Source organism: Stutzerimonas chloritidismutans, from assembly GCF_020783375.1.
Taxonomy (GTDB): domain Bacteria; phylum Pseudomonadota; class Gammaproteobacteria; order Pseudomonadales; family Pseudomonadaceae; genus Stutzerimonas; species Stutzerimonas kunmingensis.
This window is the reverse complement of sequence record NZ_CP086067.1, coordinates 1,426,516-1,449,453: the sequence shown is the minus strand read 5'-3', so window position 1 is coordinate 1,449,453 and position 22,938 is coordinate 1,426,516. Positions and strand designations below refer to the sequence as shown.

Below are 22,938 nucleotides of genomic sequence, written 5' to 3'. Positions count from 1 at the left end.
CCCTCCCCTCGCTTCGCGCAACACTGTGATGGCCATGCAGCAGACTGCACCTGCCGTTGAAGCGTAGCCATCATCAGACAAACCCGGCCGCCGCATACCGAGGGCACAAAAAGCAAAAACCCCCGGACTCTGTCGAGTTCAGGGGCTTAGGCTATATGTAATGGCGGAGAGATAGGGATTTGAACCCTAGGTACCCGCGAGGGTACAACGGATTTCGAATCCGTCCCGTTCGGCCACTCCGGCATCTCTCCAGCGGCGCGCATCATAGCAGCTGGAGCAGGTTTGTCGAACCCCAACTGCATAGATTTTTTACCGTTTTCAGTCTCTTGCGTCCCACCATGAGCGGACGCAGGGCGAGCCTGGTCATGCAGTTCGGTCAGGCCGTCAGACGGGTCAGCGCCTCGCGGTACTTGTCGGCAGTTCGCTGCGCAACGTCGGCCGGAACAGCTGGAGCCGGCGGCTGCTTGTTCCAGCCGGTGGATTCGAGCCAGTCACGGACGAACTGCTTGTCGAAGCTCGGCGGGTTCTTGCCTTCCTCGTAGCTATCGGCTGGCCAGAAGCGGCTCGAGTCGGGTGTGAGCACTTCGTCCATCAGGGTCAGCGTGCCGTCTTCGTCGAGCCCGAACTCGAACTTGGTGTCGGCGATGATGATGCCGCGCGTGGCTGCGTACTCGACTGCCGCGCTATAGAGCGCGATGGATACGTCGCGCACCTGGGCAGCAAGCTCCTTGCCGATGATAGCCTCGCACTGCTCGAACGAAATGTTCTCGTCGTGATCGCCCACTGCCGCCTTGGTCGAAGGTGTGAAGATTGGCTGCGGCAGCTTGGCAGCTTCTTTCAAGCCGGCTGGCAGCTGAATGCCGCAAACCGTCCCGCTCTTTTGGTATTCCTTCCAGCCGGAGCCGACGATGTAGCCACGCACAATCGCCTCCACTGCTACCGGCTTTAGACGCTTGGCGACCACGGCACGGCCTTCTACCAGCGGCAACTCGGCTGCCGGCACAACGTCTTCGACCTTGTCACCGGTGAAGTGGTTGGGGATCAGGCCGTTGAGCTTGTCGAACCAGAAGTTGGAGATCGCGGTGAGTATCTTGCCTTTCTCCGGAATCGGTTCGGCGAGAATCACGTCGAACGCCGATAGACGATCGGTGGCGACCATGAGCATGCGTTTGTCGTCGATCTCGTAGAGATCACGAACCTTGCCCGAATAGATCTTCTTCAGGCTGAGGGCGGTGGGAGTGGTCATACGAAACTTCCGCGGTTGGCAGGTCGGCAGAAACGAAACAGGCGAAACCGAGGGTTTCGCCTATCCGTGTCGTGTTGCAAGGGCAGCTCTCGCTTAGCCCAGGTTGTCCTTGAGCAGACTGAGCACCCGGCGTGCGACATCGGCCGGTGCGACGGTGTCGACGCTCTTGTCGAGCGAGACCTGAACGCCATTGCCGACACGAGTCAGACGTACCTGATAACGCTCAGCCCGCGCCTCGATCTCGTCCTTGTCCGGTGCACCACCGAACAGACGGCTGAAGAAGCCGGGCTTGTCATCCGGATCGTCGGCACGCTCGCTCAGATTCACGTAATACACGCCAAGGCTGCGGTCCAGATCGTCCACGCGTACGTCCGCCGCCTGAAGGGCTCGACCGATACTGGACCAGGCGCGATCGAAATCGCTATCCAGCTGCAGCAGAGGATTGCCGCTGCCGTCCTCGGTCAGATTCACCCGACTCGGCGCATCGAAATCACGCTCTGCCAGCAGCGACACCGAGCCGCCTTGCTTGGCGCTCTGGGTAAGGCTGGCTTGCAACTCGTCGAGCAGTACCCGATCGAGTTCCTTGTTGCTGGAAATCTCCGGCCAGGCCACGTCGGCGGTGCTGCCGGCTGGACGCTTGACGCTGACCACGAAGATCTCGCTGGTATTGCGCTGTACACCCGGCTCGACGCGAACACGTACCCGCGTTTCGCCATCCTGAATGCCCAGATTGCGTACCAACGCGTCGTTCAGCCCCGCGGCGCCTTGCCAGGCCGTGGTGAACTCGCCGGTCTGGCGGCGCTCTTCAGCAATGCTGAAGCCGTTGTCGGTGAAGAACTGCCGCGCGGCGGTCCAGACCTGTGACGGTGTGTACTGTGCCACAAGCCAGCGAGAATCCTCGGACGACTGCACGCTGAAATCACTGAGCTCTGCCGCCACTTGCAAACGCTGGGGGCGCGGCACTTCGTACTTGCCAGGAACGCCAGTGCTGTCAGCAACCTGCTGCGGAATCGGCAGCAGCGGGTCGAGCGGGCGGGTCTCGCCATCGACTGCAACCTGCATCGGTGCGGTCTGACGCGCCGAAAGGTAGTCACTACCGCGGTCACGGAAATATCCATCATCGCCCCACAGCCAGCCGCAGCCACTGGTTGCAGAGATCATCAGGGCAAGGGTCGAAAGTCCGGCCAGTCGCTTCATGCGTATTCCTTTGTTATTAAGCCAGTACGCCGGTTTGGCGCATTGCCTGGCGTAGCGGTTCCTGGAAGCTCTGACTCAGCCAGGTCAGCGGCAGACGGATGCCATTACCCATCAGGCCCATCTCGTGCAGTGCCCACTTGACTGGGATCGGGTTGGCTTCCAGGAACAGAGCGCGATGCAGCGGCATCAAACGCTCGTTGATTGCCCGAGCAGTGGTGGCATCACCGGCCATCGCAGCGGCGCAGAGATCACTCATGGCGCGTGGCGCCACGTTTGCGGTCACGGAGATATTGCCCTTGCCGCCCATCAGCATCAGCTCGACGGCAGTGGGGTCATCACCGGAGTACACGAGGAAATCCTTGCTGACGCGATCCAGCACTTCCTGGCCGCGCTTGAGGTCGCCCGTGGCCTCCTTGATCCCGATGATGTTGGATATCTTGGACAACCGCTCGACGGTATCTGGCAGCATGTCGCAAACGGTACGACCGGGCACGTTGTAGAGAATCTGCGGAATCGCCACGGCCTCGGCGATGTGTTTGAAGTGCAGGTAGAGGCCTTCCTGGGTCGGCTTGTTGTAGTACGGGGTCACCAGCAGGCAGGCATCGGCGCCTGCGGACTTGGCGTTCTCGGTCAGCTCGACGGCTTCGCTGGTGGAGTTGGCGCCCGTACCGGCGATGACCGGAATCCGGCCATTGACCTGGTCGACGACGCGCCGGATCACTTCGATGTGCTCGGCGACGCTAAGCGTGGCCGACTCACCGGTAGTCCCGACAGCAACGATTGCATTGGTGCCTTCCTGCAAGTGGAAGTCCACCAGTTTGCTCAGGCTGTCCCAGTCCAGACCGCCCTGCGCATCCATGGGCGTGACCAGCGCCACCATACTGCCCGCAATCATGCAACCACTCCTGCCGGAATAATAAAAAAGAGGCGTAATGGTACAAGGCTCCCCAGCGCTTTGCGAGTAGCCTGAAGCACGCTGCACAAAGCCGATGGGGACCAGGCGCCGAGCCCTCGCCACGGGGGCCATTTGGCAGTGCGCATTCCCTCTGCCCTCGGTTTTCGCTACCCTTAGCCGTTTTCGGCTTGGCTGGCCGACCGATTCACCACCGCCAGGAATGCTGCATGTCCACCCCCCCTCTACCCCGCGAACAATTTCTCGTCATCAGCGCGCTCGGCGCCAACCCGATGGAGCTGACCAACGTGCTCTGCCGGGCCGCCAACGAGAATCGCTGCGCGGTTGTCAGCACGCGGCTGACCCGCCACGGCGAATGCAGTGCACTGGTTCTGGAAGTCACTGGCAGCTGGGACGCATTGGCCCGGATGGAAACGACCCTGCCGGGGCTTGCGAAGAAGCACGCCTTCACCGCCAACGTGGTGCGTAGCGAGGCGCTGGAAAACCGCCCGCAGGCACTGCCCTACGTCGCTTATGTGAGCGCCGCCTTTCGTCCCGACATCCTCAATGAGCTGTGCCAGTTCTTCATCGACCATCGCGTCGAACTGGAGAGCCTGACCTGCGACACCTACCAGGCCCCACAGACCGGCGGAACCATGCTCAACGCCACACTGACCGTCACGCTCCCGGCGGGTACGCAGATCAGCTGGCTGCGCGACCAGTTCCTCGATTTCGCCGACGCACTGAACCTCGACGCACTGATCGAGCCCTGGCGTCCGCAGAACCCTTGAGATCAGTAACCAGGAGCCCACAATGGCCGTTGAAATCGACCGCCCCGTCCCGCCCTTTCAGGCTCAGGCCACCAGTGGTCAGCTGATCGAACTCGAGTCGCTGACAGGCAAGCAGGTCGTGTTGTACTTCTACCCGAAGGACAACACACCCGGCTGTACAACCGAAGGCCAGGGCTTTCGCGATCACCACCAGGCTTTTATGGCGGCGAACACCCTGGTATTCGGCGTTTCCCGTGACAGCCTGAAGACCCATGAGAACTTTCGCGCCAAGCAGGGCTTCCCGTTCGAGCTGATCAGTGACAAAGAAGAGCAGCTCTGCCAGCTGTTCGACGTGATCAAACTGAAAAAGCTCTACGGCAAGGAATACCTCGGCGTGGATCGCAGCACCTTTCTCATCGACCGCAACGGCGTGTTGCGGCAGGAGTGGCGTACGGTCAAGGTGCCAGGCCACGTAGAGGCGGTCCTGCAAGCCGCGCAAGCACTGAACGCCGAATGAAAAAGGCTGGCCACAGCGCCAGCCCTTCCCGCGTCATTCAGCCGCTTCGACCAAACCCGCCGGCTCGCCTGGCCACGCATTGAGAACGGCCTTGAACAAGGTCGCCAACGGAATGGCAAAGAACACGCCCCAGAAGCCCCACAACCCTCCAAACAGCAATACCGCGCAGATGATCGCCACCGGGTGCAGATTCACCGCCTCGGAGAACAGCAGGGGTACCAGCACGTTGCCATCCAGCGTCTGGATGATCGCGTAAGCCACCATCAGGTAGAAGAACTGGTCGCCCAGCCCCCACTGGAATATTCCGATCAGCGCGATCGGAATGGTCACGACCGTCGCGCCGATATAGGGCACCACGACCGAGACGCCGACCAGCATCGCCATCAGCGCGGCATAGTTAAGCCCCAGCGCGGCGAAGACTGCATACGACACCACGGCACAGATCAGGATCTCGATCGCCTTGCCACGGATATAGTTGGCGATCTGCAGATTCATTTCCTGCGAGACCTGAGTAATCAGCCCGCGCTCGCGCGGCAGATAGCTCTTGATCCAGTCGCTGATCTGCTGCCGGTCCTTGAGGAAAAAGAACACCAGGATCGGCACCAGGACCAGATAGATCATCAGTCCGATCAGCAGCGGCAGGCTGGACAGCGACGATGTCAGCACCAATTGGCCATAACGGCCGATTTCGCTTCGAATAAAGTCGATGCCGCGCAGCACCTGCTCCTCGGTCACCAGCTGCGGGTAGCGCTCCGGCAGCAATAGCAGCAACGACTGCCACTCGACCAGCATGCGCGGCAGCTCATTGAACAGGGTCAGAACCTGCTGCCAGAGCAAGGGCACGATGAACAGCGTGCAGACCACCATCACACCGATGAACATCAGAAATACCAGCCACACCGCGAGCAGATGCGGCACTCGCAGCCGTTCCAGCGCCCCCACCAACCCCTGCATCAGGAACGCCAGCACCAATCCCGCCAGTACCGGCGCCAGCATCCGACCAAAAATCAGGACAGCGGCGAAAGCCAGAAACAATAAGACCGCAAGAACCACTGCCTCCTCATGGGAGAAGTAACGCTGCATCCAGCCGCGTAATACCTTGAGCATTTCATTCCTCGAAGCGAATCGTCAGGCCTTGCGCAGCCAGTAGCGATAAAGACCACCTTCGACCTCTTCATGCAGCAATGCATGACCGGCCAGTTTGGCGAAGCTGCGGAAGTCCCTTTGCGAACCCGGATCGCTGGCAATGACCTTGAGCACTGCACCGCTGGACATCCGGTTCAGCTCCAGCTTGGCCTTGAGCAGAGGCATCGGGCAGTCGAGCCCAACAGCATCCAGTTCGGCATCGCATTCAAGCGATTGCGGTCGCGCTTCGGTCATGGTTCGCCTCCACAGAAAAGCCTCGCAGCATACCTAGCACAGCGGGCCTCTGGCCAGCCGGCCAAGGTCAAGGCTACAGTAGCCGCTCTCAACTCAACGAGCCTGTCTGGATGAAATTGCTGCGCCCCGCCCTGCTCACGCTCGCCTGCCTGAGTGCACTGCCAGCATTGGCCAACGACCTGCCTTCGCTCGGCGATGCCAGCTCCTCCATCGTTTCACCTGAACAGGAGCACCAGCTCGGCCGGGCATGGCTCAGCCTGCTGCGCGGGCAGGTAAGCCAGCTCTCGGACCCACAGCTCAAGGACTATGTAGAAAGCAGTGTCTATCGCCTGGCCGAGACCAGTCAGCTGCAGGATCGTCGCCTTGAATTCGTCCTGCTGGACAGCCCGCAGCTGAATGCCTTCGCAGCTCCAGGCGGGATCATTGGTGTCAACGGGGGCCTGTTCATTTATGCCCAGACCGAAGCCGAATATGCCTCGGTGATGGCTCACGAACTGGCGCACCTTTCCCAGCGCCATTTCGCCCGCGGACTGGAAGCGCAACAGCGCATGCAACTGCCTCTGATGGCCGCCATGCTGGCCGGCGTCGTCGCAGCCGCAGCCGGCGCAGGTGATGCCGGCATCGCCGCCATCGTGTCTACCCAGGCCGCTGCCATCCAGGCCCAGCGCCGCTTTTCCCGGCAGAACGAACAGGAGGCCGACCGCATCGGCATCGTCAACCTCGAGCGGGCCGGTTACGACCCGCGTGCGATGCCCTCAATGTTCGGTCGCCTCATGCGCCAGTATCGTTACGATCAGAAGCCACCGGAATTCCTGCTGACGCACCCGGTCAGTGAATCACGCATCGCCGATACCACAAACCGAGCGGAACAGTATCCACAGGGTGGAGCACAGGACAGCCTGCGCTACCAGCTGATGCGCGCTCGAACGCAATTGAAGTTCGAAAGAACACCGGGCGTCGAGGCCAAGCGATTCCGCGCGATGCTCAGCGAAAATCCAGAGATGGATGCCGCACGCTATGGCCTTGCGCTCGCGCAAGTCAAAGCTGGGCAACTCGACGAAGCGAACAGCAGCCTTGCTCCGCTGCTAACCAAGGCACCGGACGACATCACCTACAACCTCGCGCAGATCGAACTCGACATCACCGCCAACCGCCTGCAACAGGCGCAGACCCGTTTACAGCGGTTGCTGCAGCTATATCCGGGCAACTACCCGGTGCGCCAGATGCACATTGACCTTCTGATGGAGAAGGGCGAGACACAGCAAGCCGAGCGCGAGCTGGACAAGCTGGTGGAGCAGCGCCGCCAGGATCCCGATATCTGGTATCAGGTCGCCGAAGTGCGCGGGCTCAGCGGCAACATCGTTGGCCTGCATCAAGCACGCGCGGAGTACTTCGCCCTGGTAGGCGACTATGACCAGGGCATCGAGCAGCTCGACCTCGCCAAGCGCCGTGCCAGCAACTTCCAGATCGCATCACGGATCGACGCGCGCCAGAAACAGCTGATCGAAGAAAAGCGAATGGTCGAGGAAATGCTGCGCTGAGTTGAAAACGGCACTGAACGTTCAGCGCCGATGCAAAGGCTCAGGCGTTGCCGGCCTGTTTCAGCCGCGCGGCCTGGGTGAAATCGAGCATCCGCTTGAGGGGCTTGACCGCACGCGGAATGATCGCCGGATCGACGAAGATTTCATTGCTGCCAGCGCGCAGGCATTCCAGGGTCCGCTCCAGCGTGTTCATCGCCATCCAGGGGCAATGCGCACAGCTTCGGCAGGCTGCACCCTGGCCGGCGGTCGGCGCTTCGATGAACGTTTTTTCAGGGCACAACTGCTGCATCTTGTAAAAGATGCCCCGATCCGTCGCAACGATCAGCGTCTGCTGCGGCAAGGTCTGCGCAGCCTTGATCAGCTGACTGGTCGAACCTACCGCATCGGCGAGTTCGACCACCGCCTGCGGGGACTCCGGATGCACCAGAATCGCGGCATCCGGGTAAAGAGCCTTCACGTCAGCCAATTGCTTGGCCTTGAACTCTTCGTGGACGATACAGGCGCCATCCCAGAGCAGGATGTCGGCACCGGTCTCGCGCTGTACGTAGTTGCCCAGATGCTTGTCCGGCGCCCAGATGATCTTTTCGCCGTTATCCATCAGGCTTTCGACGATTTCCAGCGCACAACTGGATGTCACCACCCAGTCAGCCCGTGCCTTTACCGCCGCCGAAGTGTTGGCATAGACGACCACGGTGCGCTCCGGATGCTGATCGCAGAACGCTGAAAACTCTTCGACAGGGCAGCCCAGATCAAGGGAACAGGTCGCCTCGAGCGTGGGCATGAGCACGCGCTTCTCAGGATTGAGTATCTTCGCCGTTTCGCCCATGAACTTGACGCCGGCTACCAGCACAGTCTGGGCCGGGTGCTCGTTGCCGAAGCGCGCCATTTCCAGGGAGTCCGAGACGCAGCCGCCGGTTTCCTCGGCCAATGCCTGGATCACCGGATCGGTGTAGTAATGCGCCACCAGCACCGCATTCTGGCGCTTCAACTCGGCGGCTATCTCACTGCGCAGCCGCGCTTCCTGCTCAGGCGTAAGCGGCTTGGGCTGCTTGGCTGCCAGGTGAGCCTGCACGAGAATGCGTTCGGGTATCTGCGTCATGGACGGGTCCTGCCAGCACGGGATTGCACGAAGCGCCGAGTATAACGGCCAAGGCCGGGAATTCGGGCTTGTCGGTAGAGACGAGGCGCGCAGGATTCAGACACGCCTCCTGCCTTTCAACGGGGCAGGAATACTAGCCGAAGCCTCTACAAAAGGGAAAGCACGGTAAAAACGCGTGAAAAGCCGGGCATTGCACCCCGCCAAACGAAAACCGCCGGCATCAGCCGGCGGTTCTTTTCTTCTGGATCACTCGCCCTTGAGCATGTGTCCACGTTCCTCCAGGTTGATGTGCCACTGCATCGCTTCACCCAGCAGGTGCGGCGTCTGGCCGCCCTTCTTGCAGGCGTCGTCGAAGTACTTGTTCAGCGCATCGCGGTAGGACGGGTGCACGCAGTTGTCGATGATGGCGCGGGCGCGCTCGCGCGGAGCGAGGCCACGCAGGTCAGCCAGGCCTTGCTCGGTAACCAGAATCTCGACGTCATGCTCGGTGTGGTCAACGTGAGCAACCATCGGCACGACGCTGGAGATGTTGCCCCCCTTGGCGATCGACTTGGTCACGAAGATGGCCATGTGAGCGTTACGCGCGAAATCGCCCGAACCGCCAATGCCGTTCATCATCTTGGTGCCGCCCACGTGAGTGGAGTTGACGTTGCCATAGATGTCGAACTCGAGCGCGGTGTTGATACCGATGATGCCAAGACGGCGCACAAGCTCAGGATGGTTGGAGATTTCCTGAGGACGCAGGATCAGCTTGTCCTTGTACTTCTCCAGGTTGCCGAACACGCGATCATTGCAACGCTCGGACAGGGTGATGGAGCAACCGGAAGCAAAGGTCATCTTGCCCGCATCGATCAGCTCGAAGGTGCAGTCCTGCAGTACTTCGGAGTACATCACCAGATCTTCGAACGGCGAATCGATCAGACCGCACATTACCGCGTTGGCGATGTTGCCGATACCGACCTGCATCGGGCCAAGGTTCTTCGCCATACGGCCAGCTTCGACTTCGCTCTTGAAGAACTCGACCAGATGATTGGCGATGGCCTGGGTTTCTTCGTCCGGCGGAGTGACCGTGGAGTAGGAATCCGGCTGATTGGTGATGACGATGGCGGCAATCTTGGCCGGATCGACCGGGATCGAAGTCGCGCCGAGACGATCATCGACCTTGGTCAGCGGGATCGGGCCGCGGTTCGGGCGCTCACCCGGGAAGTAGATGTCGTGCAGACCTTCCAGGTTCAGGTTGTGTGCCAGGTTCAGCTCGATGATCACCTGGTCGGCGAACATGGCCAGGTTGGCCGAGTTGCCTACTGAAGTGGTCGGTACGATGTGGCCCTGCTCGGTGATGCACAACGCTTCGACGATGGTGACGTCGGGACGCTTGATCTGATGATTGCGCATCTGCTCGACGGTATGCGACAGGTGCTGGTCGATGAACATGACCTCACCGGCGTTAATCGCCTTGCGCAGTACCGGATCGGCCTGGAACGGCATGCGACGGGCCAGTAGACCCGCGGAAGCCATCTTGCCATCGAGATCGTTACCCAGGCTGGCGCCAGTGACCAGGCTGATCTGCAGCTTCTCGTCCTTGGCACGGTCGATCAGCGCGAGGGGCACGGCCTTGGCTTCGCCCGCACGGGTGAAGCCGCTCATGCCAACGGTCATGCCGTCGCGAATAAGGGCAGCTGCCTCGTGGGCACTCATGACCTTGTTCTGCAGAGAGGACAAGCGGATACGATCAGAATACATTTGAGCCTCGAACCAACGGTAATCGGAAGGGGCCGCAGTCTATTACGTTTAAAAACGCTTGAGCCACCTACTAAGGTCGTAGAAAAAAACGCTTCTTATGACCGAACGTAGCAGCCTGCAGCAACGCAAAATTGCGGCCATTAAAAAAGCCGGATAACCCTGACGGTCTCCGGCTTTTTGTGCTCCCTCGAGAGCGATATGGTGGGTCGTGTAGGATTCGAACCTACGACCAATTGGTTAAAAGCCAACTGCTCTACCAACTGAGCTAACGACCCAATGCGGGGCGCATGATACTGATTTGATTGATGAAAACAAACTTTTTTTTGAAAAAGTTCGCGATCGCCTTCATTTGACGGCACCCCTCCAGTACTGGCGCAGGCCGCTCAGAAATAGCGAGTGGGGTCAGCCAGCCCCGCTTCGGCAAAACCGGCGGCGCGCAATCGACAGCTGTCGCACTTGCCACAGGCACGCCCATCCGTGTCGGCCTGATAGCAGGAAACCGTCGCCGCATAGTCCACGCCCAGACGAGTCCCCTCCTGCACGATCCGCGCCTTGCTCATCTCCTGCAGTGGTGCCTGGATGCGAAACCCCAGCCCTTCTACGCCTGCCTTGGTGGCCAGATTGGCCATTCGCTCGAATGCCGCAACGAACTCCGGCCGACAATCCGGGTAGCCCGAGTAGTCGACCGCATTGACGCCGATAAAGATGTCACGGGCACCCAGCACCTCAGCCCAGCCAAGGGCCAACGAGAGAAACACCGTATTGCGCGCCGGGACGTATGTGACCGGAATACCCTCACCAGGCACCTCAGGCACATCGATGCTGTCGTCGGTCAATGCCGAGCCGCCGATGCCGTTGAGGTCCAGGCCGATCACCTTGTGTTCGACCACTCCCAGTTGTTGAGCAACACGTTCGGCCGCCTGCAGTTCGGCGCGATGACGCTGGCCGTAGTCAAAGCTCATGGTGTAGCAGGCGTAGCCCTGAGCACGGGCCATGGCGACCACCGTAGCCGAATCAAGACCGCCGGACAGCAGGATGACTGCTTTCTTCTCGTTCATTTCGCGATACCTTCAAAACGGATGAGCACGACCAGCCAGGGACGAGCCGCCAATGCCAGCGACTCAGTGGCCGGGCGCGTCGTTCCAGATAATCTTGTGCAACTGAAGCTGCAAGCGCACCGGCAGATTGTCGGCAACGATCCAGTCCGCGAGGGCACGAACATCGACCTGGCCGTGACTCGGCGAGAACAACACCTCTCCGGCACGTCGATCCAGCCCGTACTCGATCAGCTTGCTGACAGCCCAGTCATAATCCTCGCGGGAACAGATGACGAACTTGACCTGATCGTTGCGCGTTATGCAGGCGATGTTCTCGTAGCGGTTACGCGCGACCTCGGCGGAACCCGGTGTTTTCAGGTCCACTACACGACTGACACGCTCATCCACCACGGAGATATCGAGTGCACCACTGGTCTCCAGTGAAACCTCATATCCCGCATCGCACAATCGCTGCAGCAAAGGCACGCAGTTGGGCTGCGCCAGCGGCTCCCCTCCGGTCACGCAGACGTAACGGGGATTGTAGGAGGCAACCCGCTCGACGATCGCGTCGAGCGTCATCAACTCTCCGCCGCTGAATGCGTAGGCGGTATCGCAATATTGACAGCGCAGGGGACAGCCGGTCAGGCGGACGAACACAGTAGGCAATCCACTGGTCCGCGTCTCCCCCTGCAGCGAGTAGAAAATCTCGGTAATTCGCAGGGTCATATCAGCCACGGGCGTGACGGCTAAACAGGCCATCCGCCTCCGTTGCGGGAAATAGGGGCGGCGATTCTAACGAAAAAACCCGCGCGATGGGCGGGTTTCGTTCGGTCTCGCCAGTGTGCCTCAGCGATTGAGCTGACGCTGAGCCAATTGTGCAGCCGATGTATTCGGATACTGGGCAATGACCTCACGCAGAATGCCCTGCGCCTTGTCCCGGTTACCCAGGCGGATCTCAACATCTGCCAGCTTGTAGAGGGAATCCGGCACCTTATTGTGCTGCGGATACGCCTGGCTCACTCGAGCGAACGCCTGGCCGGCCCCTTGCAGGTCGCCCTTTGCCAGGTTGACCTCGCCAAGCCAGTACTGGGCGTTGCCAGCGTACTGACTGTCAGGGTACTTGCGCAGGAATGCCGCGAAAGCCTGGCTGGCCTTGTCGAAATCCTTCGCCTTAATCAGGTCGAAAGCAGCGTCGTAATAGAGCTTTTCCTTTGCAGGATCGCCCGATGCGCTTTGCGACTGGCCCTGGCTGGCAGCGGCGGGTGCCGAACTTCCAGCTGACGCCGCCGTATTACTGGACGGAGCAGGCTGATTGCCTGCCGCGGATCCGCTGGACAGACGGCGATCCAGGTCCTGATAGCGTTCCAGCCCCTCTTGTTGCAGGCGCTGGATCTGATTCTGTTGCTCCTCAAGCATGCCGCGCAGTTGCGCGATCTCTTCCTGCATCTGCTGTAGCTGCATGAAGAGCATGCCCTGTGCCGAAGATGGAGCGGTGGCTCCACCTCCGGCATAGGCACCGTCACCGCTCGGCGCAGCGGTGGAGTAACCCGAGTTGCCGCTAGCGGCACCTTCTTCGTAATCCACCACCGGCACTTGAGCCACCGCCATCAGCGGCAGCGCGAGCACTGTAAGAGTCAGAGCATGACGGTACTTACGCATGACGAATTACTTGCGCAGTTCGACGCGACGGTTCTGGGCCCAGGACTGCTCGTCGTTACCCATGGCAACTGGACGCTCTTCGCCGTAGGAAACCAGCTCCAGCTGAGCCGGGGAAACGCCCTGCAGTACCAGGTAACGCTGTACGGCCTTGGAGCGACGCTCGCCCAGAGCCATGTTGTACTCACGGGTACCACGCTCGTCAGTGTGGCCTTCCAGAACGACGCGAGCGCCGTTGCCTTTCAGGTCCTTGGCGTGAACGTCCAGAGCGCGCATGGCTTCCGGCTTCAGGTCGGAGCTGTCGTACTCGAAGTAGAAGGTAGTGATGGCGCGCAGAGCGGCTTCTTCGCTCATGCTGCTATCGACGGAACCGGAATCAGCACCGTAACCAGCATTCGGATCGATCGCACCCGAACCTTCGCCCGAATCGTCGCCGCCTTTGGAGGAACAACCGACAGCAACAGCCATGGCCAGAGCCAGAGCGGTGAACTTACCGAATTTCAGCATTTCCATTTTGTAACAACCCCAGGTGTGTTTTGGTTAAAAGCGTTGATACCGCATCAGTTCAGGTAAGGGGACCAGGACGGCTCTCGGACTTCGCCTTGAGCTGTAGGAAGCGGGAGCCTAACGCGTCCATTGATGGACACGAGCATCAAGACTCCCCGGCCCTGCTGGCGGGTGGCGTAGATTAGCATGGTGCCATTAGGCGCAACAGTGGGCGATTCATCCAGACTGGTATCCGAGAGTATTCGCAGATTGCCACGCTGCAGATCCTGCGCAGCAACCTTGAAGTTTGTGTAACCGTCCTGGCGATGGATCATGACCAGCGTCTTCTCGTCGGCCGACAGCTTCGGGTTGGCGTTGTAGTTGCCAACGAACGTCACACGCTCAGCCGAATTGCTGCCCAACCGCTGCTTGTATACCTGAGGCTTGCCAGCACGGTCAGAGGTGTAATAAATGGTCTGACCATCAGCACCCCAGAAGGGTTCGGTATCGATCGCGTAGTGATTGGTCAGGCGCTGCAACTGCCGCGAGCCGAGGTCCATCACATAGATTTCCGGATTGCCATCTTTCGACAGTACGAACGCCAGGCGATTGCCATCTGGCGAGAATGCCGGCGCACCGTTCAAACCTTCGAAGTTGGTGACCTGTTCGCGGCGACCCGTATCGATGTGCTGAATGAAAATACGTGGACGCTTCTGCTCGAAGGACACATAGGCAATACGGCGTCCGTCCGGTGAATAACGCGGGGAGAGAATGGGCTCGCGCGATTGCAGCAGAGTCACCGCCCGAGCGCCATCATAATCCGAACGCTGCAGCGTGTAGCGCGTGTTGGCGCCACCCAGCCGCTCAACCGTCACATACAGCAGACGCGTGGAAAACGCGCCCTTGATGCCGGTGAGTTTCTCGAAGGACTGATCCGCCGCATGGTGCGCCATGTCGCGCAACTGATCCGGGGAACCACCAACGGTTCCAGTCATCACCTGCTGTTCGGTCGTTACGTTGAACACTTCGTAACGGACCTGAAGGCGGCCACCGGCCGGCTCGATATTGCCGACCATCACGTACTGGGCGCCCAGAGCCTTCCAGTCGCGATAGATGATCTCGCTGCCGCGGGTCGGCATGCTGATCATGTTCTGCCGCGGAATGGGCTGGAAAATACCGGAATTGCGCAGGTCGTTGCCGACGATTTCCGCCATGTCCTCAGGCAGTACGGTGCCGCCCTGCCAACCGAATGGAACGACAGCGATCGGGATCGCACGGTCGGCACCACTGGTGACGACGATGTTTTTTTCCTGCGCCACCGCCATTCCCGCCAGGCAGCAGAGCAGGACAAGTAGACCTCGAAGGGAGTTGATCACAACGCAAGATCCTCAGGCGTAAATGTCATTTTGAAGGACCGGTAAGGCTGGAAGTCCTGCGGGCTCAGGCCCTGCATTTCGGTCAGCCGACCGATGTTCTTTACTGCGGCAACCGCAGAATTGTCGAATGGCACATCTCCGCTCGATCTGGAGACGCTGACGTTGGTGATGGTGCCATCCGGAAGCATGTTTACCTGGAGCTGCACGGTCATGTTATTGCGCGCCGACGGCGGTCGGGTCCAGCCTTCTGCTGCACGCAGCCGGATCAGATCATCGAAGTTGCCGGCAACCTGATCACCATGGGTATCAGCCAGTGCTTGCTGGCGCTCGGTAGTGTCAGAGAGCAGCTCGGCAAGCGCCTGCGCCTTCTTGTCTTCTGCCGCTTTGCGCGCGGCCTCTGCCGCTGCCTTCTTCTTGGCATCTTCAGCAGCTTTTTTCTTGGCAGCTTCGGCGGCAGCTTTCTTCTTCGCTTCTTCCACCGCCTTGCGCTTGGCTTCTTCGGCAGCCTTCTTCTTGGCCTCCTCTGCTGCCTTCTTCTTGGCCAATTCTTCAGCAGTCTTTTTCTTGGCGATGTCAGCCTGCTTCTGCTGTTCGACCTTCTTGGCCTCCTCGGCCTTTTTCGCCGCAGCCGCTTTATCGGCTGCGGCTTTCGCCGCATCCGCCTTTCGAGCCTCTTCCGCCTTCTTTTGTTCCGCAGCGCGGGTGGCAGCAGCCTGCTTCTGCTGCTCGACCTTACGCTGTTCCATCTGTTCGCTTTCGAACTGCTTGGCAGCAGTCTTCTTCGCTTCGCCGGCAATCTTCTGGTTGGTCTGGGTAGTCGCCTGGCTCTGCGACTTCAGTTGATACAAGGTGGCCTGCACGATCGGCTTGGACGGCGGTAGCTCGGGCGTCATCGAAAAGCTGACGAACAGCATGCCGAAAATAATGACGTGCAGACCGACCGCCAGCACGGTCGGCCAGAAGTAGCTCTGCGAAGGCGATGACTCACGCTGCTGCATCAAGGCGCCTCGGTGATCAGACCGACATTACCCACGCCGGCTTCCTGCAGACCGCCCATGGCCTCCATCACCGAACCATAATCAACCGCGCGATCGCCACGGATGAACACCTGGGTATCCGGACGCTGGCGCATGATGGCAACGACAGCCTGCGTCATGTCTGCCAGTGCGACGGCCTCGTTGCCCTTGCTGTCGGTATCGACCTCGCTACCGACGTTCCAGTAATAGGTTTTGTCAGCCTTTATGGAAATGGTCAGCACCTGCTTGTCGTTATCCTGCGGCAAGGCTTCGCTGCTGACCTTGGGCAGATCGACCTTGACGCCCTGATTGAGCATCGGCGCCGTGACCATGAAGATAACCAGCAGCACTAGCATCACATCGATGTAAGGCACCACGTTCATCTCGGCGACGGGCTTGCGTCTGTTGCGGATTCTGGCCATGGCCGTGGGCCTCAGTCTTCGGTGGTGTGAACTTTGCGGTGGAGGATGGCCTGGAACTCATCGGCAAAGGTGTAATAACGACCGATGAGCATCTCGCCCCGCGCGGCGAAACGGTTGTAGGCGATCACCGCAGGAATCGCGGCGAACAAACCGATCGCCGTAGCGATCAGCGCTTCGGCGATGCCTGGCGCCACAGTCGCTAGAGTTGCCTGCTGAACCTGAGCCAGGCCGCGAAAGGAGTTCATGATCCCCCAGACGGTACCGAACAGGCCGATGTAAGGGCTGGTGGAACCAACGGTGGCCAGGAATGGCAAGCTCTGCTCGAGCTTTTCCTCTTCACGGGAAATCGCCACGCGCATGGCGCGATTGACCCCATCCATCACCGCATCGGGATCGACACCCTGCTGCTGACGCAGACGGGAAAATTCCTTGAAGCCGGCGCGAAAGATCTGCTCGACGCCAGAATCCGGATCCGGGTTGCTGCCTGCCTGGCGATACAGCTTGGACAGGTCGATACCGGACCAGAAGCGCTCTTCAAAGGTATCGAGTGCTCGCTTCGCGGCACGCAGCATACTGCCGCGCTGAAAAATCAGAATCCATGATGCGACCGAAGCGGCCACCAGAATCAGCATGACCAGCTGCACCACGAAGCTGGCGTTGCTGATCAGGCTCCACATGGACATGTGATCGACGTTGGCTTCCACGCTTACTCTCCTGCAGGGGATAGACCCGAGCCAGCGAAGGCGACACGCAGCGCTTCGGGAATGGCTCGGGGTTTCAAACTTTCGGCACGCACGCAGGCAACCAGCACCTGCCCCTCACAAAGCAGAACATCATCCAGTGCACGCCGGACCTGCTGGCGAAACCGCAGACTGGCGCGATTCACCTCAACCACCTCGGCCGTCACCAGCAATTCATCGTCCAGGCGAGCCGGTGCTCGGTAGCGGGCTTCGACCGAATGCACGACGAACAGCAAGTCCTCACCGGCCAGCTGCGACTGGGCGAATCCCAGGGTGCGCAACCGCTCGGTACGAGCTCGCTCCATGAATTTGAGGTAATTGACGTAGTAGACAATGCCGCCCGCGTCGGTGTCCTCGTAATAGACTCGACAGCGGTGGGTAAAGATTTCAGCTCCGGCTTGCGCGCGCATACTAGTGCTCGGCCCTGTAAATGCCAATCGGGTAACAGAACAATATTTTCTTCAAACTATGTCGCCATCGAACAAATCCGGCGTTGGAGCATCGCTCATGCGCTTGGGCAGGTTGAGGCCGAAATGGAGATAGGCGTGACGCGTCACGACCCGACCGCGCGGCGTGCGCATGATGTAGCCCTGCTGAATGAGGTACGGCTCGAGCACATCCTCGATGGTGTGCCGCTCTTCACTGATCGCAGCGGCCAGGCTGTCGATCCCCACCGGTCCGCCGTCGAACTTCTCGATCAGGGTCAGTAGCAGCCGGCGATCCTGATGATCGAAGCCTCGCTCATCGACGTCGAGCATGTTCAAGGCAAGGTCGGCAATCTGCCGGGTGATCTCGCCACGACCCCGCACTTCTGCGAAATCTCGCACACGGCGTAGCAAGCGGTTAGCGATACGCGGCGTCCCTCGCGCCCGACGGGCAATCTCGAATGCACCCTCCGGCTCGGTCGGCAGACCGAGGATACCGGCGGAACGGCTGACGATGGTCGCCAGGTCCTCGGTGGAATAGAACTCCAGACGCTGGACGATACCGAATCGGTCTCGCAATGGATTGGTCAGCATACCGGCCCGCGTGGTGGCGCCCACAAGGGTGAACGGCGGCAGATCCAGCTTGATCGAGCGAGCCGCAGGCCCCTCGCCGATCATGATATCCAGCTGGAAATCTTCCATCGCCGGATACAGAATCTCCTCGACAATGGGCGAAAGGCGATGGATCTCGTCGACGAACAGAACGTCGCCCGCCTCCAGATTGGTCAGCAATGCGGCCAGGTCACCCGGTCGCTCAAGCACCGGGCCCGACGTGCTCTTGATCGACACGCCCATCTCTTCGGCGATGATGTTCGCCAAGGTAGTCTTGCCCAGCCCCGGCGGACCGAAGATGAGCGTGTGATCGAGCGCTTCCTGACGGCCCTTGGCGGCGCGGATGAACAGATCCATCTGCTCGCGCACGACCGGCTGACCGATGTACTCGGCCAGCTTGAGTGGCCGAATGGCACGATCCAGTTGCTCGTCGCGATCGCGACTGCCTGCCGTGACGATACGATCCGCTTCGATCATGGCTTACACCATGCCCTTGAGGGCGCGGCGGATCATTTCTTCACTGCTCAAATCATCTTCCTGTATGGCGGACACTGCACGGCTGGCTTCCTGTGGCTTGAAGCCCAGGGAGATCAACGCGCTGACCGCATCATTCTCGGCGCTTGTGACTGCCATTTTGCTCCCGGGTTCAACCACGAAGGTCGCGATGGCGGGCATGCTCTCCCACGCCTTGAAGCGGTCCTTCAACTCCACCAGAAGCCGCTCGGCGGTCTTCTTGCCAACGCCTGGGATGCGCACCAGGACCGACGTATCCTGCGCCTGCACACAACGCACCAGCTCATCGACTTCCAGTCCGGACATCAACGCCAACGCCAGCTTCGGTCCCACACCGTTCAAACGGATCAGCTCACGGAACAGCTCGCGCTCGCGCTTCTCGGCGAAGCCATAAAGAAGTTGTGCATCTTCACGCACGACGAGGTGCGTATGCAGCGTCACCGGCTCGCCGACCGCCGGCAGGCGATACAGCGTCGTCATCGGCACTTCGACCTCATAGCCGATACCGTTGACATCGAGAATCAGATGTGGCGGTTGCTTTTCCACCAGCGTGCCACGCAAACGTCCGATCAAGCTGTTTCCTCCATGGCCATCGCATCCGCTGACGACCAGTCGATTATTCGTTCAACCAAGAGAGTTTGCGCCGACTACAGACGCAACCGCCCGCCTCGTCGCTTGGCGCCGGCCAGGCCGTGCGGAATGAGGCTCTGCCGGTGATGCGCATGACATAACGCAATGGCCAGCGCGTCCGAAGCATCGATCTGGGGTTTTTCCAGAAGTTTGAGCAGGTGCATGACCATCATCTGCACCTGCTGCTTATCAGCCCCGCCCGTTCCGGCGATGGCCTGTTTGACCTGCGTCGCGGTGTACTCTGCGATCTGCAGACCTGCTTCCGCGCCAGCAACAATGGCTGCCCCCCGAGCCTGGCCGAGCTTGAGTGCGGAATCGGCATTACGCGCCATGAATACTTGCTCGATGCCCATCGTTACCGGGCCATAGGTCCGAATGACCTCGCTCACACCACTGAAAACGGCACGCAAGCGATCAGGCAGCTCGCCGGTGCCGGTACGAATGCAACCAGAGGCGACGTATTCACAACCGCGGCCGGTGTCCCGTACGACGCCGTAGCCGGTGATTCGAGAGCCGGGATCGATACCCAAAATCAGCGTCATGCCGTGCCGTGCTGTCTATTTATCCAGTGGCGAGTATACGGAGGCGCTGCCGTCTCCGCCACCGACAACAATATGCGCCCAGCTAGTCACTACGTAGCCTGCGATGCGCGCCTATAAAAAAGCCGGGGGCCCAGCAATGCGGCTCCCGGCTGCGGACACCACGACATTCAGCCCAGCTGCTGCATGATCTCGTCGGAGATTTCCGCGTTGTGGTAGACGTTCTGCACATCATCCAGATCTTCCAGCGCATCGATGAGACGCAGAACCTTCTGCGCCGTCTCGACGTCGGTGATGGGCGCCATAATGGAGGGAATCATCGCCACTTCTGCTTCGTCGCCGCGGAATCCGGCTTCTGTCAGCGCTTCGTTGACCGAGAGGAAATCGGCGAAGCTGGTATAGACCTCGACCGACCCATCCTCCTGACTGACGACGTCGTCGGCGCCCGCCTCCAGCGCCGCTTCCATCAGCGCGTCTTCATCGACGCCGGGCGCATAGCTGATCTGGCCTTTACGATCAAACATGTAGGCGACCGAGCCGTCAGTACCGAGATTGCCACCGTTCTTGCTGAAGGCGTGACGCACTTCGGCCGCGGTACGGTTGCGGTTGTCGGTCATGGCCTCGATGATGATCGCCACCCCGCTTGGCGCGTAACCCTCATAGCTCAGCTCGGTCATGTTGTCCGCTTCGCTGGAGCCTGCACCCCGGGCGATGGCACGATCGATGACGTCACGCGACATGTTGGCTGTCAGCGCCTTGTCCACGGCCAATCGCAGACGCGGATTGTCCGCCGGCACACCGCCGCCATGCTTGGCCGCCACGGTCAGCTCACGGATCAGCTTGGTGAAGATCTTGCCCCGCTTGGCGTCCTGACGCTCTTTGCGGTGCTTGATATTGGCCCATTTGGAATGGCCAGCCATAACTCACTCCATTCTTCGACTGAATCAGAAAATCTCGATAACCGGATCCGTCTGTCACCACTCGATAAAGACAGCGGTCGGCTATCGCCGTAATGTCTCGCACTCAGAGCCGCAAGACGAAGAAGCCTGGCAGAACCAGGCTTCGGGTAGCGCTTACTCCGCCTTCGGTTGCTCGCGCAGACGGATATGCAGGTCGCGCAGCGCCTTGCTGTCCACCGCACCCGGCGCCTGGGTCATGACGTCCGCCGCACTCTGGGTTTTCGGGAAGGCAATCACTTCACGAATCGACTGCGCACCGGTCATCAGCATCACCAGGCGATCCAGACCGAAGGCCAGGCCACCATGTGGCGGAGCGCCGAATTTCAACGCATCGAGGAGGAAGCCAAACTTCTCTTCTTGCTCGGCTTCATCGATGCCGAGAATGCGGAACACAGTCTGCTGCATTTCCTTGCGATGGATACGGATCGAACCGCCACCCAGCTCGGTACCGTTGAGCACCATGTCGTAGGCACGCGACAGCGCTGCAGCCGGATTGGCCTCGAGCTCCTGAGGCGAGCACTTCGGCGCGGTGAACGGGTGGTGCAGGGCGCTCAGCGAACCGTCATCGTTCTCTTCGAACATCGGGAAGTCGACGACCCATAGCGGCGCCCAGTCGCAGGTCAACAGCTTGAGGTCGTGACCGATCTTGATGCGCAGCGCACCCAGGGCCTCGGAAACGATCTTCGCCTTGTCTGCACCGAAGAACACGATGTCGCCATCGACCGCACCGACGCGATCGAGAATCACATTGAGGTTGTCTTCCGGGATGAACTTGACGATCGGTGACTGCAGGCCTTCAACGCCCTTGGCGCGTTCATTGACCTTGATATAGGCCAGACCCTTGGCCCCATAGATGCCAACGAACTTGGTGTAATCGTCGATCTGGCTGCGCGGCATACTCGCCGCACCTGGGACGCGCAGCGCGGCAACGCGGCCTTTCGGGTCATTGGCCGGACCGGAGAACACCTTGAACTCGACAGCGTTGAGCTGATCGGCAACATCCACCAGCTCCAGCGGGATGCGCAGGTCGGGCTTGTCCGAGCCGTACCGGCGCATGGCCTCTTCGAACGGCATATGCGGGAATTCGCCAAACTCCAGATCCAGCACTTCCTTGAACAACTTGCGGATCATGCCTTCGGTGATACCGATGATGTCCGCCTCATCGAGGAAGCTGGTCTCGATGTCGATCTGGGTGAACTCGGGCTGGCGATCAGCGCGCAGGTCTTCGTCGCGGAAGCACTTGGCGATCTGATAGTAGCGGTCGAAACCGGCAACCATCAGCAGCTGCTTGAACAGCTGCGGCGACTGCGGCAGGGCAAAGAAATTACCGGCATGGGTGCGGCTCGGCACCAGATAGTCACGCGCGCCTTCAGGTGTAGGACGCCCCAGGATCGGGGTTTCCACATCGAGAAAGCCGTTGTCATCCAGGTACCGACGAATGCTCGCGGTGATACGCGAGCGCAGCTTGAGCTTCTCGGCCATTTCCGGGCGACGAAGGTCGATGAAGCGATAGCGCAGTCGCGTCTCCTCGCCCACATCGCTGTATTCGTTGAGAGGGAACGGCGGGGTTTCGGCGTCGTTCAACACCTCCAGCTCGTAGCCCAGCACCTCGATGGCACCGGAAGCCATATTCGGGTTCACCGCACCAGCGGGGCGCAGGCGGACCTTGCCGGTGATCTTCACTACATACTCGCTACGCACCTTGTCGGCGGTCGCAAAGGTTTCGGCGCGATCCGGATCGAAGACCACCTGAGCCAGGCCCTCACGATCACGCACATCGAGGAAGATCACCCCGCCGTGATCACGACGGCGATGTACCCAGCCGCAAAGAGTGATTTCCTGGCCGTCCAGGCTTTCGTTCAATTGGCCGCAATAGTGGCTGCGCATCATGGTGAAGTTCGCTTCTCGTATCTTGAATTCGATGGGGCGCCAGAGCCGCGACAGACTGACAAGACCGTGACTGCTCTGCGCAAGCGGCATGTACCGTACGCGATACCGCATTGACGCCGGGCGCCGCAGCACGCACTGGGACCGCCAGGCACAAGCGCGGGATTATATCGACATAATCACCGCGGCGCAGCCGTTGCCCTCGCCAACTCGAAATCGGGCCATTGATGGAACCCTGAATCGATCAGAGCCTTC

Annotated in this window: 24 protein-coding genes and 2 tRNA genes; 3 read left to right on the top strand and 23 right to left on the bottom strand. The window is 60.2% G+C overall.

Features of this window, described 5'->3' with window-relative positions; translation table 11 throughout:
• Positions 1-161: 161 nt before the first annotated feature.
• From LLJ08_RS06745 to dapA, 4 genes are all read right to left on the bottom strand, one after another.
• Positions 162-251, bottom strand: a tRNA-Ser gene (locus LLJ08_RS06745).
• Between the two features lie 125 nt (positions 252-376).
• The gene (locus LLJ08_RS06740) at positions 377-1,246 is read right to left on the bottom strand and encodes a phosphoribosylaminoimidazolesuccinocarboxamide synthase (RefSeq protein ID WP_228208535.1); all 870 of its coding nucleotides are present in this window, start codon (positions 1,244-1,246) and stop codon (positions 377-379) included.
• A gap of 93 nt (positions 1,247-1,339) precedes the next feature.
• On the bottom strand, positions 1,340-2,443 hold the full coding sequence (gene bamC, locus LLJ08_RS06735; RefSeq protein WP_090521330.1) for an outer membrane protein assembly factor BamC: 1,104 nt from the start codon (positions 2,441-2,443) through the stop codon (positions 1,340-1,342).
• Between the two features lie 16 nt (positions 2,444-2,459).
• Entirely contained in the window at positions 2,460-3,338 is an 879-nt protein-coding gene (dapA, locus tag LLJ08_RS06730) for a 4-hydroxy-tetrahydrodipicolinate synthase (RefSeq protein WP_014821023.1), read from the bottom strand.
• 227 nt (positions 3,339-3,565) lie between these two features.
• Between dapA and LLJ08_RS06725 the strand changes: the two genes are divergently transcribed.
• Together LLJ08_RS06725 and LLJ08_RS06720 are read left to right on the top strand one after the other, a co-directional pair.
• Positions 3,566-4,126 carry a glycine cleavage system transcriptional repressor gene (locus LLJ08_RS06725; protein WP_041014606.1) on the top strand — a complete coding sequence of 187 codons (561 nt, stop codon included), beginning with the start codon at positions 3,566-3,568 and terminating at the stop codon, positions 4,124-4,126.
• 22 nt (positions 4,127-4,148) lie between these two features.
• Positions 4,149-4,622, top strand: coding sequence for a peroxiredoxin (locus LLJ08_RS06720; RefSeq protein WP_228208534.1), 474 nt, complete (start codon positions 4,149-4,151; stop codon positions 4,620-4,622).
• Between the two features lie 33 nt (positions 4,623-4,655).
• On the opposite strand, the gene LLJ08_RS06715 is transcribed toward LLJ08_RS06720, so the two are convergent.
• Complete coding sequence (locus tag LLJ08_RS06715) at positions 4,656-5,729, bottom strand: AI-2E family transporter (protein WP_228208533.1); 1,074 nt, start codon at positions 5,727-5,729, stop codon at positions 4,656-4,658.
• A 21-nt stretch (positions 5,730-5,750) separates the two neighbouring features.
• A complete protein-coding gene (locus LLJ08_RS06710; RefSeq protein WP_014821027.1) occupies positions 5,751-6,002 on the bottom strand; it encodes a sulfurtransferase TusA family protein in 252 nt (83 codons plus the stop codon).
• Positions 6,003-6,112: 110 nt separating this feature from the next.
• Here LLJ08_RS06710 and LLJ08_RS06705 point away from each other — a divergent pair, with 110 nt between their 5' ends.
• Complete coding sequence (locus LLJ08_RS06705; RefSeq protein ID WP_101274777.1) at positions 6,113-7,543, top strand: M48 family metalloprotease; 1,431 nt, start codon at positions 6,113-6,115, stop codon at positions 7,541-7,543.
• Positions 7,544-7,583: 40 nt separating this feature from the next.
• Here the strand turns inward: LLJ08_RS06705 and nadA are convergent, their stop codons facing one another.
• From nadA to aspS, 17 genes are all read right to left on the bottom strand, one after another.
• Positions 7,584-8,642 carry a quinolinate synthase NadA gene (gene nadA / locus LLJ08_RS06700; protein WP_228208532.1) on the bottom strand — a complete coding sequence of 353 codons (1,059 nt, stop codon included), beginning with the start codon at positions 8,640-8,642 and terminating at the stop codon, positions 7,584-7,586.
• A 246-nt stretch (positions 8,643-8,888) separates the two neighbouring features.
• Complete coding sequence (locus tag LLJ08_RS06695) at positions 8,889-10,385, bottom strand: acetyl-CoA hydrolase/transferase family protein (RefSeq protein WP_014821030.1); 1,497 nt, start codon at positions 10,383-10,385, stop codon at positions 8,889-8,891.
• 199 nt (positions 10,386-10,584) lie between these two features.
• Positions 10,585-10,660 (bottom strand) — tRNA-Lys (locus LLJ08_RS06690).
• A gap of 108 nt (positions 10,661-10,768) precedes the next feature.
• A complete protein-coding gene (gene queC / locus LLJ08_RS06685; RefSeq protein ID WP_045666365.1) occupies positions 10,769-11,443 on the bottom strand; it encodes a 7-cyano-7-deazaguanine synthase QueC in 675 nt (224 codons plus the stop codon).
• 63 nt (positions 11,444-11,506) lie between these two features.
• The gene (gene queE, locus LLJ08_RS06680) at positions 11,507-12,148 is read right to left on the bottom strand and encodes a 7-carboxy-7-deazaguanine synthase QueE (protein ID WP_023446256.1); all 642 of its coding nucleotides are present in this window, start codon (positions 12,146-12,148) and stop codon (positions 11,507-11,509) included.
• A gap of 120 nt (positions 12,149-12,268) precedes the next feature.
• Complete coding sequence (ybgF, locus tag LLJ08_RS06675) at positions 12,269-13,081, bottom strand: tol-pal system protein YbgF (RefSeq protein ID WP_041014613.1); 813 nt, start codon at positions 13,079-13,081, stop codon at positions 12,269-12,271.
• A 6-nt stretch (positions 13,082-13,087) separates the two neighbouring features.
• Positions 13,088-13,591: a peptidoglycan-associated lipoprotein Pal gene (gene pal, locus LLJ08_RS06670; protein ID WP_003280313.1), complete on the bottom strand. Its 504-nt coding sequence runs from the start codon at positions 13,589-13,591 to the stop codon at positions 13,088-13,090.
• A gap of 47 nt (positions 13,592-13,638) precedes the next feature.
• Entirely contained in the window at positions 13,639-14,940 is a 1,302-nt protein-coding gene (tolB, locus tag LLJ08_RS06665) for a Tol-Pal system beta propeller repeat protein TolB (protein WP_041014614.1), read from the bottom strand.
• A complete protein-coding gene (tolA, locus tag LLJ08_RS06660) occupies positions 14,937-15,938 on the bottom strand; it encodes a cell envelope integrity protein TolA (RefSeq protein WP_046618787.1) in 1,002 nt (333 codons plus the stop codon). Before tolA ends, tolB begins: the two co-directional genes overlap by 4 nt.
• Positions 15,938-16,378, bottom strand: a complete 441-nt coding sequence (gene tolR, locus LLJ08_RS06655; protein ID WP_003300685.1) for a protein TolR — start codon at positions 16,376-16,378, stop codon at positions 15,938-15,940. The genes tolA and tolR overlap by 1 nt, the downstream gene beginning before the upstream one ends.
• An 11-nt stretch (positions 16,379-16,389) precedes the next feature.
• Positions 16,390-17,082 (bottom strand): protein TolQ, encoded by a 693-nt coding sequence (tolQ, locus tag LLJ08_RS06650; protein ID WP_014821036.1) that lies wholly within the window; start codon positions 17,080-17,082, stop codon positions 16,390-16,392.
• 2 nt (positions 17,083-17,084) lie between these two features.
• The gene (gene ybgC / locus LLJ08_RS06645; RefSeq protein WP_014821037.1) at positions 17,085-17,528 is read right to left on the bottom strand and encodes a tol-pal system-associated acyl-CoA thioesterase; all 444 of its coding nucleotides are present in this window, start codon (positions 17,526-17,528) and stop codon (positions 17,085-17,087) included.
• A gap of 51 nt (positions 17,529-17,579) precedes the next feature.
• A complete protein-coding gene (ruvB, locus tag LLJ08_RS06640; RefSeq protein ID WP_228208531.1) occupies positions 17,580-18,632 on the bottom strand; it encodes a Holliday junction branch migration DNA helicase RuvB in 1,053 nt (350 codons plus the stop codon).
• Positions 18,633-18,635: 3 nt separating this feature from the next.
• Entirely contained in the window at positions 18,636-19,241 is a 606-nt protein-coding gene (ruvA, locus tag LLJ08_RS06635) for a Holliday junction branch migration protein RuvA (RefSeq protein ID WP_014821038.1), read from the bottom strand.
• 74 nt (positions 19,242-19,315) lie between these two features.
• Positions 19,316-19,840, bottom strand: a complete 525-nt coding sequence (ruvC, locus tag LLJ08_RS06630; protein WP_014821039.1) for a crossover junction endodeoxyribonuclease RuvC — start codon at positions 19,838-19,840, stop codon at positions 19,316-19,318.
• A 167-nt stretch (positions 19,841-20,007) separates the two neighbouring features.
• Complete coding sequence (locus LLJ08_RS06625; RefSeq protein WP_090521351.1) at positions 20,008-20,757, bottom strand: YebC/PmpR family DNA-binding transcriptional regulator; 750 nt, start codon at positions 20,755-20,757, stop codon at positions 20,008-20,010.
• Positions 20,758-20,910: 153 nt separating this feature from the next.
• Complete coding sequence (aspS, locus tag LLJ08_RS06620) at positions 20,911-22,686, bottom strand: aspartate--tRNA ligase (protein ID WP_031298108.1); 1,776 nt, start codon at positions 22,684-22,686, stop codon at positions 20,911-20,913.
• Between the last annotated feature and the right edge of the window lie 252 nt (positions 22,687-22,938).

Coding starts and splice junctions, on each gene's coding strand:
- LLJ08_RS06740 (WP_228208535.1), bottom strand. CDS start 1,246: ATGACCACTCCCACCGCCCTCAGCCTGAAGAAGATCTATTCGGGCAAG.
- bamC (WP_090521330.1), bottom strand. CDS start 2,443: ATGAAGCGACTGGCCGGACTTTCGACCCTTGCCCTGATGATCTCTGCA.
- dapA (WP_014821023.1), bottom strand. CDS start 3,338: ATGATTGCGGGCAGTATGGTGGCGCTGGTCACGCCCATGGATGCGCAG.
- LLJ08_RS06725 (WP_041014606.1), top strand. CDS start 3,566: ATGTCCACCCCCCCTCTACCCCGCGAACAATTTCTCGTCATCAGCGCG.
- LLJ08_RS06720 (WP_228208534.1), top strand. CDS start 4,149: ATGGCCGTTGAAATCGACCGCCCCGTCCCGCCCTTTCAGGCTCAGGCC.
- LLJ08_RS06715 (WP_228208533.1), bottom strand. CDS start 5,729: ATGCTCAAGGTATTACGCGGCTGGATGCAGCGTTACTTCTCCCATGAG.
- LLJ08_RS06710 (WP_014821027.1), bottom strand. CDS start 6,002: ATGACCGAAGCGCGACCGCAATCGCTTGAATGCGATGCCGAACTGGAT.
- LLJ08_RS06705 (WP_101274777.1), top strand. CDS start 6,113: ATGAAATTGCTGCGCCCCGCCCTGCTCACGCTCGCCTGCCTGAGTGCA.
- nadA (WP_228208532.1), bottom strand. CDS start 8,642: ATGACGCAGATACCCGAACGCATTCTCGTGCAGGCTCACCTGGCAGCC.
- LLJ08_RS06695 (WP_014821030.1), bottom strand. CDS start 10,385: ATGTATTCTGATCGTATCCGCTTGTCCTCTCTGCAGAACAAGGTCATG.
- queC (WP_045666365.1), bottom strand. CDS start 11,443: ATGAACGAGAAGAAAGCAGTCATCCTGCTGTCCGGCGGTCTTGATTCG.
- queE (WP_023446256.1), bottom strand. CDS start 12,148: ATGACCCTGCGAATTACCGAGATTTTCTACTCGCTGCAGGGGGAGACG.
- ybgF (WP_041014613.1), bottom strand. CDS start 13,081: ATGCGTAAGTACCGTCATGCTCTGACTCTTACAGTGCTCGCGCTGCCG.
- pal (WP_003280313.1), bottom strand. CDS start 13,591: ATGGAAATGCTGAAATTCGGTAAGTTCACCGCTCTGGCTCTGGCCATG.
- tolA (WP_046618787.1), bottom strand. CDS start 15,938: ATGCAGCAGCGTGAGTCATCGCCTTCGCAGAGCTACTTCTGGCCGACC.
- tolR (WP_003300685.1), bottom strand. CDS start 16,378: ATGGCCAGAATCCGCAACAGACGCAAGCCCGTCGCCGAGATGAACGTG.
- ybgC (WP_014821037.1), bottom strand. CDS start 17,528: ATGCGCGCGCAAGCCGGAGCTGAAATCTTTACCCACCGCTGTCGAGTC.
- ruvB (WP_228208531.1), bottom strand. CDS start 18,632: ATGATCGAAGCGGATCGTATCGTCACGGCAGGCAGTCGCGATCGCGAC.
- ruvC (WP_014821039.1), bottom strand. CDS start 19,840: ATGACGCTGATTTTGGGTATCGATCCCGGCTCTCGAATCACCGGCTAC.
- LLJ08_RS06625 (WP_090521351.1), bottom strand. CDS start 20,757: ATGGCTGGCCATTCCAAATGGGCCAATATCAAGCACCGCAAAGAGCGT.
- aspS (WP_031298108.1), bottom strand. CDS start 22,686: ATGATGCGCAGCCACTATTGCGGCCAATTGAACGAAAGCCTGGACGGC.